At 58.5% G+C, this 12,506-nt stretch carries 12 protein-coding genes; 7 read left to right on the top strand and 5 right to left on the bottom strand.

Annotated features, from left to right (window positions below):
- Window positions 1-12: 12 nt before the first annotated feature.
- The 4 genes from paaC to KTT_RS18690 form a co-directional block, all read right to left on the bottom strand.
- Window positions 13-843 carry a 1,2-phenylacetyl-CoA epoxidase subunit PaaC gene (gene paaC / locus KTT_RS18705; RefSeq protein ID WP_126597443.1) on the bottom strand — a complete coding sequence of 277 codons (831 nt, stop codon included), beginning with the start codon at window positions 841-843 and terminating at the stop codon, window positions 13-15.
- On the bottom strand, window positions 843-1,430 hold the full coding sequence (locus KTT_RS18700) for a hypothetical protein (protein ID WP_126597442.1): 588 nt from the start codon (window positions 1,428-1,430) through the stop codon (window positions 843-845). Before KTT_RS18700 ends, paaC begins: the two co-directional genes overlap by 1 nt.
- A gap of 23 nt (window positions 1,431-1,453) precedes the next feature.
- Complete coding sequence (gene paaA / locus KTT_RS18695; protein WP_126597441.1) at window positions 1,454-2,386, bottom strand: 1,2-phenylacetyl-CoA epoxidase subunit PaaA; 933 nt, start codon at window positions 2,384-2,386, stop codon at window positions 1,454-1,456.
- 685 nt (window positions 2,387-3,071) lie between these two features.
- Complete coding sequence (locus tag KTT_RS18690; RefSeq protein WP_126597440.1) at window positions 3,072-3,725, bottom strand: TetR/AcrR family transcriptional regulator; 654 nt, start codon at window positions 3,723-3,725, stop codon at window positions 3,072-3,074.
- 147 nt (window positions 3,726-3,872) lie between these two features.
- Between KTT_RS18690 and KTT_RS18685 the strand changes: the two genes are divergently transcribed.
- The 7 genes from KTT_RS18685 (at window position 3,873) to KTT_RS18655 (ending at window position 11,805) form a co-directional block, all read left to right on the top strand.
- Window positions 3,873-5,366, top strand: coding sequence for an aldehyde dehydrogenase family protein (locus KTT_RS18685; protein WP_218030920.1), 1,494 nt, complete (start codon window positions 3,873-3,875; stop codon window positions 5,364-5,366).
- Window positions 5,367-5,438: 72 nt separating this feature from the next.
- Window positions 5,439-5,735 (top strand): EthD family reductase, encoded by a 297-nt coding sequence (locus KTT_RS18680; protein ID WP_126597439.1) that lies wholly within the window; start codon window positions 5,439-5,441, stop codon window positions 5,733-5,735.
- A gap of 632 nt (window positions 5,736-6,367) precedes the next feature.
- A complete protein-coding gene (gene pdhA / locus KTT_RS18675; protein WP_126597438.1) occupies window positions 6,368-7,474 on the top strand; it encodes a pyruvate dehydrogenase (acetyl-transferring) E1 component subunit alpha in 1,107 nt (368 codons plus the stop codon).
- Complete coding sequence (locus KTT_RS18670; RefSeq protein ID WP_126597437.1) at window positions 7,471-8,445, top strand: alpha-ketoacid dehydrogenase subunit beta; 975 nt, start codon at window positions 7,471-7,473, stop codon at window positions 8,443-8,445. Before pdhA ends, KTT_RS18670 begins: the two co-directional genes overlap by 4 nt.
- Window positions 8,446-8,510: 65 nt before the next feature.
- On the top strand, window positions 8,511-9,833 hold the full coding sequence (locus tag KTT_RS18665; RefSeq protein WP_126597436.1) for a dihydrolipoamide acetyltransferase family protein: 1,323 nt from the start codon (window positions 8,511-8,513) through the stop codon (window positions 9,831-9,833).
- Between the two features lie 29 nt (window positions 9,834-9,862).
- Window positions 9,863-10,321 (top strand): thioesterase family protein, encoded by a 459-nt coding sequence (locus KTT_RS18660; protein WP_126597435.1) that lies wholly within the window; start codon window positions 9,863-9,865, stop codon window positions 10,319-10,321.
- A 200-nt stretch (window positions 10,322-10,521) separates the two neighbouring features.
- Window positions 10,522-11,805 (top strand): NAD(P)/FAD-dependent oxidoreductase, encoded by a 1,284-nt coding sequence (locus KTT_RS18655; RefSeq protein WP_126597434.1) that lies wholly within the window; start codon window positions 10,522-10,524, stop codon window positions 11,803-11,805.
- A gap of 64 nt (window positions 11,806-11,869) precedes the next feature.
- Here the strand turns inward: KTT_RS18655 and KTT_RS18650 are convergent, their stop codons facing one another.
- Window positions 11,870-12,382 (bottom strand): pyridoxamine 5'-phosphate oxidase family protein, encoded by a 513-nt coding sequence (locus KTT_RS18650; RefSeq protein WP_126597433.1) that lies wholly within the window; start codon window positions 12,380-12,382, stop codon window positions 11,870-11,872.
- Between the last annotated feature and the right edge of the window lie 124 nt (window positions 12,383-12,506).

Raw genomic sequence — 12,506 nt, 5'->3', positions numbered from 1 at the left:
CTTCCCAAAGCGCTACCAGCTCGCACCGGGCTCCATGCGCGAAACCATCGTCATCTGGTTCCACAGATCGGTAAAATCGGCACTATGCTGTCCCCGTCGGCCACCTGTTCGCGCGACAATAGTGGGAATATAGAGAGCGGGTGAGTCCACAGCCGGAGACTCCTTTTTGATCGGCAGTGGAAGCCGCAGGCGCTCAAATACCGGTACGATGTCGCCGAGCCAGCGTTGCTCCAGGACGGCGGAGGGAACGGGCAGGATACCGGCCCGCAACAGGACATCCTCGTTCTCAAACGGTTCAAAGATACCCAGCGCGTCCGGCCAGAGTTGCCGCAGAGCCTCGGTCAACAGTTGATAGGCGGTGGGGGTTCCATTCGCCAGGCGATTGAGCCAGGCGGTGCTGTGCATCTGGTGATAGACCTCTTCGCGCTCAATCTTGCCGATGGCCTCGACCAGTGGTCGATAGGTCGAGGTAGTCAGGCTGGCCAGACGCACCTGGTCGGCGGTCTCATAGAGGTAGCGCCGGGCACAGGTAAAGGCCCAGTTGCCACGGCGACGCTCCACCAGTTGCACCTGCCGATACTCGCTAAGCGTACGATCATAAGCCACCTGATCAGGGGTCGAGCCGGTCAGAGCCGCCACCTCCTGGTAGAGCAGCCGGGCGTGGCCAATCTCATCCTGCGCGATCGAGCTACAGGCCACATCCTCCTCAAGCGTAGGAGCCACACCGGTCCACTCGGAGTCCCAGTAACCCAGGATAAATTCGTCGTCCGCCAGGGACAGCAAGAAATTACTCAGTGGCTGCTGTAGATCGGGCGGGACCATTGATGCATCGCTAAATTCCATCAGTGCTGCCTCTCTTCTTGCGCCCTGACACGCTGGCGGGCAAGGTGTAGTTTTTCACGAATATCATAGCCATCCAGCCGTCGATACGAGCGATCGAGCGGGGGCTGCAACAGATCAGGATTGTCCAGCACCGTAATGGCACTAAGAGGACAGAGCCAGAGGCGCAGATAGGCGCCCGCATTGTCCTGGAGCAGGGCCAGTGCCTGCGCGCGCGCATCCTGCTCGCTGCCGGCGGTCAGGTTCTGCAGCCAGAGCAGCGGCTTCCCCACCTGATTCTGCGCGAATACGACAAATAACCCGGCCTGCGCGCTGATCGCGGCCGGCTGCGGATCGATGGGGGCTGCTGGATCATAACAGATCTCAAGCAGACTGGCACGCGGAATGATCCAGATTTTCTGACTCTCCTGCCTGCGACCATAAAACTCCCTGGCATAGTGGATGGCCAGCTCACTATCGGCGGCCCGCAGGTTGCCGCCATGACGAGGGATCTGCTCGCGCGGCGCCTGCTGGAAGATCTCAAAAACCTCGCCCTCATCGACCGCATTGGTCAGCGCAGAGAGTGAAGCATGGGCTGTGTTATCCGTCATTGGAATTCCACCTCTGTCACATATTAAGCGATACTGGCTGCAGCCTGCTGGCGCTGCATCGCGTCGCGCACCCACTGGCTCTCCTCGTAGGAGAGGCGGCGGAAGCCGATGCGCTCGGCCGAGGCCGGTCCCTGGTTGCGGGCGATGGCGCGCAGATCGTCCCAGCGGGGCTCGCTATAGAGCCAGCGCCCCTGCTCAGGGTCGTAGCGCAGCTCGGGATCTGGAATGACCAGGCCCACCTCGCGCAGGCGCGGCACCTGGACGTTTAAGAACTCCTGGCGCAGTTCCTCGTTGGTCTTGGCTTTGATGCGCCACTGCAGGTCTTTATCTTTTTCGGCCGGGGTATTGGGTCCGTGGAAGACCATCAGGGCCGGCCACCAGCGATCAAGGGCCTCCTGGGCCATCGCACGCTGGCCGTCGGTCCCGTTCATCATGGTGATCACCATGTCGCGGCCATGCATCATATGGAAGGATTCTTCCCAGCAGATCTTCTGCATCGTGCGCGCGTAGGGCGCGTAGCTGCTATCGCGCAGCGCGTGCTGCGAAACGATGGCGGCCGCGTCCACCAGCCAGGCGATGATACCCACATCGGCCCACGATTTCGTGGTGTAGTGGAAGGTATTGTGGAACTTGCCCTTGCCCGCGATCAGATCGTCCAGGCAGGCGCTACGCGGCTTGCCCAGATCCTCGACCAGGCGATACAGCAGTTCGGCATGTCCCACTTCGTCCTGAATCTTCGCGGTCAGCGCCAACTTGCGATGAATAGTGGGAGCGCGCATAATCCAATCACGCTCAGGAAGGGCACCCATCAGTTCAGAATTGGCGTGCATCTCGATGAAGCGGATCAACGACTGCCGATAGCCGTCCGGCATCCAGTCGGTCGCTTCAACTTTGCCCCCTGCCGCGAGGTAGGCGCGAAATTCTGCTACCCGTGCGTCTTCTTGTTCCTGAGTCATGTTCACAACCTCTCTTCTCCGGCTCCCTCTATCAACAGAGCCATATTGGTATGGTGTGTTTATATGGAATATTTCAAACATAATTTTTACCGTATGGTAAAAATATAAAAGAGAATGCGGTAAAAGTCAATGCAGGGAGCGATGTTATTTTACCGATCGGTAAAATAACATCGCTCCCTGCATTGACTTGAAAATGGGGGCATTGCACCCTGGATTTGTGGTGCCGCCTGGCGGCGGCACCGGGGGGAGAGGAAGCTTTTGGGGACACCCCAAACCCCGACAGGAGGGGCTTCGCCGCCCCTCCTGCACCTCCCCGCTTTACACATGTTGCGGTGCCGCCTGACGGCGGCACCGGGAGAGTTTTTGAGGGGCGTGGGAATGCACCAGGGGCTAGCGCCCCTGGTGCATTCCCACGCCCCTCAAAAGGAAAATAAGGTGGAGAATGTTCCTTGTGACGCCCCTGGTGCACCTCCACGTTTCTCACATAAAAGATGGGGGGAGGCGCTCACACCGTGCATTTCCACATTTCTCATGTAAAAAGAATGAATACAACGTAGGTTCGGCCCTTGCGGCCGATTTCTCTCCACGCACGAAAACGCTCACCCGTGGATTTGGCCTTCGCGGGCCGATTTCACTCTACGAACGGACACACATGCCCATGGACTCGGCCCTTGCGGGCCGATTTTTATGGGGTAAGGAGGCCGTTTTCGGTGAGGGCGATGAACATGGTGGCGACCTGCTGGGGGGTGTAGCGGCCGGAGGGTTGGTACCAGTGGGAAAGCCAATGGCACATTCCTAAGAGGCCGAAGGTGACGATTTTGGGATCGAAGTCGGGTTTGAAGGCGTGGGCGGCGATGCCTTCTTTGATGATCTGTTCGAAGTAGCGTTCGTAGTCTTTTTCGCGCAGGGCGATTTCACGGGCGAAGGGTCCGGTGAGGTGAGCTTGCTCGCGATAGAAGACGGTGACGGCCGGCGAGGAGTTAGCGGTGATGGCGATGTGGTGTTCGATGGCCTGCTGTAGCTTTTCGCGCGGCGTGAGGTCGGATTTGACGATGCGACGCAGGGGCTCTTCGGCGATATGGAGGACGGTCAGGTAGACGAGGCGCAGGATCTCTTCTTTGTTTTTAACATGATAGTAGAGGGCAACCTTGGTAACGCCCAGGGCGTCGGCGATGTCATTCAAGCTGGTGGCGCCGAAGCCGCGCTGGGCGAAGAGTTCGGCCGCCGTCTCGACGATAGCCTTCTGCGTCAGGCGTGTTCGTTTACCACTTTCGTTCTCGCTGTCTTTTCTACGAGTTTTTGGCTGGGCGATTGGTGGATCGGGCTGATTCTGTTTCATATGTGATGCTTCCCGTTGTTTTTTTATCTGGTGTCGAGTATCTCTATTTTACCATAGAGTAGATTGCACAGGGACAGGCATTGACTTTTAACAGGACGTTAGATATATTTCTACCATGTGGTAAAAATGTTAGGAGGAGTTGGCGACATGGTCGAACACGCAACAGAGAAAAGGCAGACCACATTTTTACAGCAGCAATCGATGAAGATGCTGATCGGGGGGCAGTGGGTTGAGGCGGCCAGTGGCAAGACATTTGAGACGATCAATCCTTCCACCGGGCAGGTGCTGGCCAGGGTGGCCGAGGGTGAGGCTGAAGATATCAACAGGGCGGTCGCGGCGGCGCGACGAGCCTTTGAACAGGGAGCCTGGCCCAGGATGACGCCCGCCAGGCGCGCGCATCTTCTTTTGAAGCTGGCTGATCTAATTGAACGCAACGCCGAGGAGCTGGCGGAGCTGGAGACCCTGGACAATGGCAAGCCCATCAAGTATTCGCGGGCGGCCGATGTGCCACTGACCGTCGAACACTTCCGTTATTTCGCGGGCTGGGCTACCAAGATCGAGGGTGAAACGATCCCGGTCTCGGTCCCCAATATGTTTACGTACACCCTGCGCGAACCGCTGGGCGTGGTGGGACAGATCATCCCCTGGAACTTCCCACTGCAGATGGCGGCCTGGAAGCTGGCGCCCGCCCTGGCCTGCGGCAACACCGTGGTCCTGAAACCGGCCGAACAGACCCCGCTGACGGCCCTGCGCCTCGGGGAGCTGATCTGCGAGGCAGGCTTTCCCGAGGGCGTGGTTAATATCGTACCGGGATTCGGCGAGACAGCTGGAGCGGCCCTGGCGGCCCATCCGGACGTGGATAAGATCGCCTTTACGGGCTCGACCGAGGTGGGCAAGAAGATCGTACAGGCCAGCGCCGGGAACCTGAAAAAGGTAACGCTGGAGCTGGGCGGCAAATCACCAAACATTATTTTCCCCGATGCCGATCTGAAGTATGCCGTGCGCGGTGCCCTCAACGCCATCTTCTTCAATCAAGGACAGGTCTGCACCGCTGGTAGCCGCCTGTTTGTGCATAAATCGGTCTATGATGAGGTGCTTGGCAACCTGACCACCATGAGTAGTAAAATGAAGCTGGGTCCCGGCATCGATCCCGGCACCGACATGGGTCCGGTGGTCTCTCAGCAACAGTTGGAACGCGTGACGAATTATATCGCCACGGGCAAGCAGGAAGGGGCACGCGTCGCCTCCGGTGGCAACCGTGCGGGCAACGAACTGGCCGAGGGCTACTTCGTGCAACCGACCGTCTTCGACGGGGTCGAGGATCAAATGACCATCGCGCGCGAAGAGATCTTTGGTCCGGTCGTGGTGGCCATGCCGTTTGAAGAGATCGAAGAGATCGCGGCGCGCGCCAACCAGTCGGAATATGGATTGGCCGCCGGCGTCTGGACCAACGACATCAAGAAGGCGCACAGAATGGTCGCCGCCCTCAAGGCCGGCGTCATCTGGGTCAACACCTATAATCAGTTCGATGCCGCCGCGCCCTTTGGAGGCTATAAACAGAGTGGTTATGGTCGCGAAATGGGGCACGCGGTACTGGATGCCTATACACAGGTCAAAACAGCCTGGATCAATCTACGCTAACACAACGGTAATGTAAGGTAAAAAGAGCCACCTGATTCGGCGGTGGCAAGCGCTATAAGGAGAATGATGACAATGGCAGTCACAATGATCGCGCTCTATAAGGAACCGGCGGACCGTGAGAAGTTCGAGAAGCATTACTTTGATACCCATATCCCCCTGGTCAAAAAGATACCGGGCCTGCAGAAGGTCGAGGTCAGCCGCTTCACCGGCAAGGATGCCCCCTACTATCTGATGGCAACCCTCTATTTCAATAGTAAAGAAGAGCGTAAGGCCGGCCTGAGTTCCCCCGAGGGGCAGGCGACTAATGCCGATCTTGTTAATTTTGCGACGCCCGATAGCGTCACCATTGCCTTTACCGAAATTGTTTAATGGTCTATTCTGACTCTCGTCATTGTGTGGGGATGTGAGCGCCGCCATACGCGCGTCCGCTACGCGGCCGCGAGGGTTTTATATGGTGGTGCATCGGGTGCGCATCCGCGCACCCGATGCACCACCATATAAAGGGAGTGGGAGCACCGCCGGTGCTTGCATATCAGGAGTCTTGTGGTGAGCGGATGCGCCCCGATGTACCACCATATAAAGGACGTGGGAGCACCGTCAGTGCTTGCATATCAGGAGTCTTGTGGTGAGTGGATGCGCCCCGATGTACCACCATATAAAGGACGTGGGAGCACCGTCAGTGCTTGCATATCAGGGATGTATTGATGCATGCAGTACGCGGATGCGCATCCAATGTGCCAACCTACAAAGGACTTCTGAGCACTGCAGGTGCAAAAACTTAAGCATGCTTAGAGCGATGATCATGAGAGTCAGACACATTCTCAGCAAATCATACGTACATAGCAGTCTATGAAGTCAGACAGGCGCAGGCATGTTCCACAGCAGCTATAGGAAACCTCTCAGGAGGGACCAGAAGCAGGCGATAAATATGCCAGCCCTGGCCGCAGCGGAGCGGCACCCTGACGATAATTACAAAGATGAGTAAGTGCGAGAAGAGACACATGACTAGTACACTTCATGAGCATGATATCCGGCCACCGGAGCCCATCAGCGTGCTGGCGCCCGATGGCTCACTGCAGCCAGGGATGCATATCGAAGAGTCAGAGGAAATGCTGCTCGAGATGTATCGCTGGATGAGCTTTGGCCGCCTCTTTGATACGCGGTTGATTAATCTCCAGCGGCAGGGACGGCTCTGCACCTACGCCCCGGTCGCGGGTCAGGAAGCGGCCCAGGTTGGGAGCACGCTGGCGCTTAAAAAGGATGATTGGCTGTTCGGTTCGTATCGCGATGGGCTGGCCTGTATCGTACATGGTCTGCCGGCCGAACACGTTCCCCTCTTCTTCCGTGGCCATCCCAAAGCCGGCCTGGTCCCACCGGGCGTCAATGTATTTGGACAGCAGATCGGCATCGCCGAACAGATTCCACACGCCGTTGGCGTAGCCTGGGGCATGAAGCTGCGCCGGGCCAAAACGGCCGCCCTGACACTATTTGGAGATGGCGCCACCTCAGAGGGAGCGTTCCACGAGGGGATGAACTTCGCCGCCGTGTTCAAGGCGCCGGTTGTATTGATCAGCCAGAATAATGGCTGGGCGATCTCGGTCCCACGTGCAAGGCAGACGGCCAGCGAGACCATCGCGCAGAAGGCCGTCGCCTATGGCATGCCCGGCAAGTTGGTGGATGGCAATGATGTACTGGCTATGTATCGCGAGACGCGGGCGGCGCTTGAGCGGGCGCGCAACGGCGAAGGTCCAACCTTTATCGAGGCCGTCACCTACCGCTTTGGTCCCCACTCCACCGCCGATGATCCGCAGCGCTATCAGCCGGCCGGCGAGCTGACCGAGTGGAAGGATCAGCGCGATCCCATCACACGTCTGCGCGTCTGCCTGGAACATCTAAACCTGTGGGATGCCAACAAGCAGGAGGCGCTGGAAGAGGAGCTGCGTGAATATATCGCGCGCAGCGTCACCACAGCCCTGACCGAGCCTATTCCACCGCCCGAAAGCATGTTTGAGCAGGTCTACGCCGAGCCGACGCCCATTCTGAAGCAGCAGCGGCAGGAGATGCTGGAATCGCTCAGGCAATCGCAGAAAGGAGTCACCTTCCCATGACTCAGCGTAACCTGATTGAGGCCATTAATGACGCCCTGAACGTGGCCATGGGTGAGGATGAACGGGTAATGGTAATGGGCGAAGACGTCGGGCGCAACGGCGGTGTTTTCCGTGCCACCGATGGGCTGATCGAGCGCTATGGCGAGGAGCGCGTGGTGGATACCCCGCTGGCCGAGGCCGGCATCGTCGGGACCGCCATTGGACTGGCGACCTATGGTCTGCTGCCGATCGCCGAGATCCAATTTCTGGGCTTCTCGATGCAATCCTTCGCCCAACTGCTACTGCAGGCGGCGCGCATCCGCGCCCGCTCGCGCGGACGCTTCACCTGTCCCCTGGTCGTGCGCGCCCCCTTTGGGGGTGGTGTACGCGCCTTCGAGCTGCACGGTGACGCCCTGGAGGCCCACTTCGTCCATGCCCCTGGTCTAAAGGTCGTGGCCCCGGCCACCCCCTATGACGCCAAAGGCATGCTGCTGGCGGCTATCAACGATCCAGATCCGGTCGTCTTTCTTGAGCCCCTGCGCGGCTACCGCGCCGGACGCCAGGATGTGCCCGACGGACACTACACGGTCCCGTTAGGCAAGGCGACCATCGCGCGTGAAGGAACCGACATCACCATCGTCGCCTGGAGCGCGATGGTCGCCACCGCGCTGGAGGCGGCGGACCTGCTGGCAGAAGAAGGGATCTCGGCCGAGATCATCGATCTGCGCACCCTCTCGCCGTTTGATAGCGAGACCATTATCCACTCGGTCGAAAAGACGGGGCGGGCCATCGTGGTGCACGAGGCACCAAAGTCGGCCGGGGTGGGTGCCGAGATCGTCGCCACCATCAACGAGAAGGCGCTCTTCTGGCTGGAGGCTCCGGTCATGCGCGTCACGGGCTACGACGTCGTCTCGCCCGTTATTTTAGAGGATTACCACGTACCCAGCGCCACCCGCATTATTCAGGCGGCAAGAGCCTCGATGACGGTATAACAGCGCCTGTCTGGCCAGCGTCATTCGCGCGCTGGTCAACAACGGGCTCTTGAGGAGAGCATGTAATGATAGTGCCATTTCATCTTCCAGATCTGGGGGAAGGGATCACTGAAGCAGAAATAGTCCAATGGCTCGTCAAGCCAGGAGATCAGGTGACGCAGGATCAAGCCATCGTGGCCGTGCAGACCGACAAGGCGGTCGTCGAACTACCCTCGCCAGTAGCAGGCACGGTGGTTGAACTGTCGATCCCCGAGGGCGAGGTCGTCGCGGTCAAAACCGTCCTGCTGACGCTGGAGGACGCGGCGGAGCAGCAGTCCGCCGCCCGTCAACTCTCAGCCACCCCGGCGGCCAGCGCGGTGACGCACCAGACCATCCTGCCCGCCATCAAGACCAACCTGAGCAATGGCGTGCATAAAGAGAAAGATACGGCTCCGACGACGTATCCACGTCGGGTACTGGCGACGCCGGTGGCGCGGCGCATGGCGAAAGAGTTTGGCATCGACATCGCCACCATCAGTGGTACAGGCCATGCGGGTCGCGTACGCACAGAGGATGTGCAGCAGGCCATCGCGCGCATGAACGCCCCGGCACAGGTGGAGGCGCAGCCAGCCGCCGCACAGGTCGCTACAACAGCGGCCCGACAGCCCGCGATGCCGACAATAACACAGAGCGAGGAAAAACCACAGGAGGAGGAGCGCATCCCCCTGCGCGGGCTGCGCCGACGCATCGCCGAAAATATGGTACGCTCGGTCAGCACGATTCCCCAGGTCTCATCGCTGGTCGAGGTCGACGCGACAGGCCTGGTCGAACTGCGGAAAAACCTGCTGCCACTGGCGCAGGCAGAGGGCGTCAAGCTCTCGTATCTCCCCATGATCATCAAGGCCCTGGTACATACGCTGCAGCACTATCCGATGATCAACGCAACCATTGATGAGGGGACGCAGGAGATCGTGCTCAAGCGCTACTATCATATCGGCATCGCCACCGCGACCAGCGATGGCCTGCTGGTGCCCGTGCTACGCCACGCGGACCGGCTGACGCTGCTGGAGATCGCACGCGAGATCGCGCGGCTGGCCGATGCAGGCCGTGAACAGAAACTGAAGCTGGAGGAGCTGCGCGGCAGCACCTTCACCATCAGCAACTACGGCACCGTCGGTGGCTTCTTCACCACGCCGATCATCAATCCCGGCGAAGCTGGCATCCTGGGCCTGGGCCGCATCACCAAACGTCCCTGGGTCGTGGAAGATCACATCGAGGTACGACCGGTGCTGCCGCTGTCGTTTACCGCCGACCATCGCCTGATCGACGGCGAGCTGGCCATGCGCTTCCTGAACACCCTGATTGAGCTGCTTGAGCAGCCGCAGTGCCTGCTGCTGCACATGCGCTAGTCCGCTCACAGGCAGAGAGAAGGGGAGCGATGCAGCCGATACCATCCGACCAGCAAGCAGAATTTGAGATCACGGTAACAGACGAGATGACGGTCCAGTTCGAGGAACTGGGCGCCATCCATCCCGTCTACGCCACCTACTGGATGACGAAGCACATGGAGCTGGTGGGACGCAAACTGCTGCTACCATTTCTGGAGCGGGATGAAGAGGCGATTGGACACGAGGTAAGCGTGCGCCATATCGCTTCGGCCCTGCCCGGCATGCGCGTGCGGCTGATAGCCGATCAGCCCAGGGTCGAAAAGAACCGCGTCTACATCCATTGCCAGGTCTATAACGAGCTATCCGACCTGATCGGTGAGGGCCAGACCACCCAGGTGGTGCTGCCGCGCCACAGGCTTGACGATAACTTCCAGCAGATGCAGGCGCGCTGGCAACAATTCCAGCGCTCCAACATGTCCCATTCTGACAACCTCAAACGTGTAAAATGATAATATCGCCCATCCATTGGTTCATCCTTCGCTGGGAAAGATGTCACCTTTGGGGGAACGTGCGCGCCCGGGTACGGGCCGCTGCGCGGCAAAGCCGGGGCAAGCCCGGCACCTACGGGGACGTTTCTTTTGGAGCCTTCGCTTCCGTTCTCGTTTTTGCTTCGGCAGCGAAAACGTATCCATGAAAGGTAATTTCCAGGATGACACGTCAGCGGGATACAGCAACAAATGAGACGCATATTGTCATTATCGGGGCTGGTTTTGGGGGGCTGCAGGCGGCGCTGGCTTTGGGTAAGAAGCTGCCGGATGTGCAGTTGACGGTGATCGATCGTACTAACCACCATCTCTTCCAGCCTTTGCTCTACCAGGTGGCAACGGCGGCGCTCTCGCCCGCCGATATCAGTACGCCGATCCGTCACGTGCTGCGCAAGCAGAAGAACACCGTAGTCATCATGTCTGAGGTCACGGGCATCGATGTAGCACAGAAGCGTGTGATGATGCGGGACGGCAGCATCAGCTACGATTATTTAATTATCGCCACCGGCGCCCATGAAAACTACTTCGGGCATACAGAGGAGTGGCAGCCGCTGGCACCCGGCTTAAAAAACCTGGACAATGCGCGTGAGATACGCCGCAAGCTGCTACTGGCATTCGAACAGGCGGAGATCGAGACCGATTCCGAGCGCATCCAGCAGTTATTGACCTTCGCCGTCGTTGGAGCGGGTCCAACCGGGGTTGAACTGGCCGGTTCTATCGCCGAACTGGCCTACAAATCGCTGCTCCCCGAATTCCGACACATCGATCCCGCCAGAATCCATATCCTGCTGATTGAGGCCATGCCGCAGATCCTCGGTTCCTTTCCGCGCTCGCTTTCGACAAAAGCTCGTCATGAGCTCCAAAAGCTGAAGGTAGACGTACGCCTCAGCACGCCTGTGGAAGAGATTACGACCGATGGGGTTATCGCCGGCGGTGAATGGATCCCTGCCAGCACCATAATCTGGACTGCGGGCGTGCAGGCTTCGGCGGCGGGCCAATGGCTGGGTGCCGAGACCGACCGGGCTGGACGCGTCAAGGTGTTGTCCGACCTGACGGTGCCGGGGCATGCAGAGATATTTGTGCTGGGGGATACGGCCACCCTCATGCAGGATGGGAAGCCGCTACCGGGCATCGCGCCGGTAGCCATGCAGCAGGGACGATATGTAGCGTCCGTCATCGAGCGGCGGCTCGCCAACAAGCCAGCAGAAGCACCATTCCACTACCACAACAAAGGCTATATGGCCACCGTGGGGCGCGCCTTCGCGGTCGCATACATAAACAAGATCCGCTTCGCCGGCTTCCTGGCCTGGATGCTCTGGCTGCTCGTGCATATCATCTATCTGATTGGCTACGAAAATCGCCTGATCGTACTGATGCAATGGAGCTGGTCCTACCTGCGCTTCCAGCGCCATGCCAGGATCATCAGCCGCCCTGAGCGCCACGAATAAAAAATACAAAAAAGAGAGGTGTCGTAAAGGCACCTCTCTTTTTTGTATTTTTTATTCGTGGCGCTCAATGGATGTCGAGCTTTACATCTTCGCCGGCCTGCTTTTCGCCATGCGAGGCTAAACCTTTGGTAATGGTATACAGAAAACCCATCTTGCCGGATGGCGCATCCCAGTACTCGGCGCTATCTACATGCACCTTCAGCAGCGCGATATCGGGATCGTCTTCACCATTGGGAAACCAGGTCTTATAGATTGGGTTCCAGAGGTCTTTGATCTTCTGGCGATCGCGCACGAGTTGCGCCGTCCCGGTAACCGAGACATACAGATTGTCACCCGGCTTGCTGTAGCTCAGGTTGACCTGCTGATGCTGCTGCACCTCTGTAACTTTGTGCGAGCTGGCATAGGTCATAAACCAGAGATCGCCATCAAACTCCAGCGCCTTGAAGTCCTGGCTGGCCATGGGGCGGCTGTGCAGGGTCCCGTCAGGATCGACGGTGGTCATCATCGCCATGCGGATATCTTTAATTTTATCGCTGAGGAGTTTCTTATCGCTTTTATCTTCAGTATGTGAGCTCATAGAATGCCCTCCAATCTATTTCAGCAAAAACGTTTTTATGTTCTTTTTGACTTATTGGATATATCTGGTATACGCAACAGCAAGATATGAAGATACAATATGAAACCTTTTTTTAACCATTGAT

The sequence above is a fragment of the Dictyobacter aurantiacus genome, assembly GCF_003967515.1.
Classification (GTDB): domain Bacteria; phylum Chloroflexota; class Ktedonobacteria; order Ktedonobacterales; family Ktedonobacteraceae; genus Dictyobacter; species Dictyobacter aurantiacus.
Note: the sequence above shows the minus strand (reverse complement) of the source record. Positions and strands in the feature narration are given on the sequence as shown.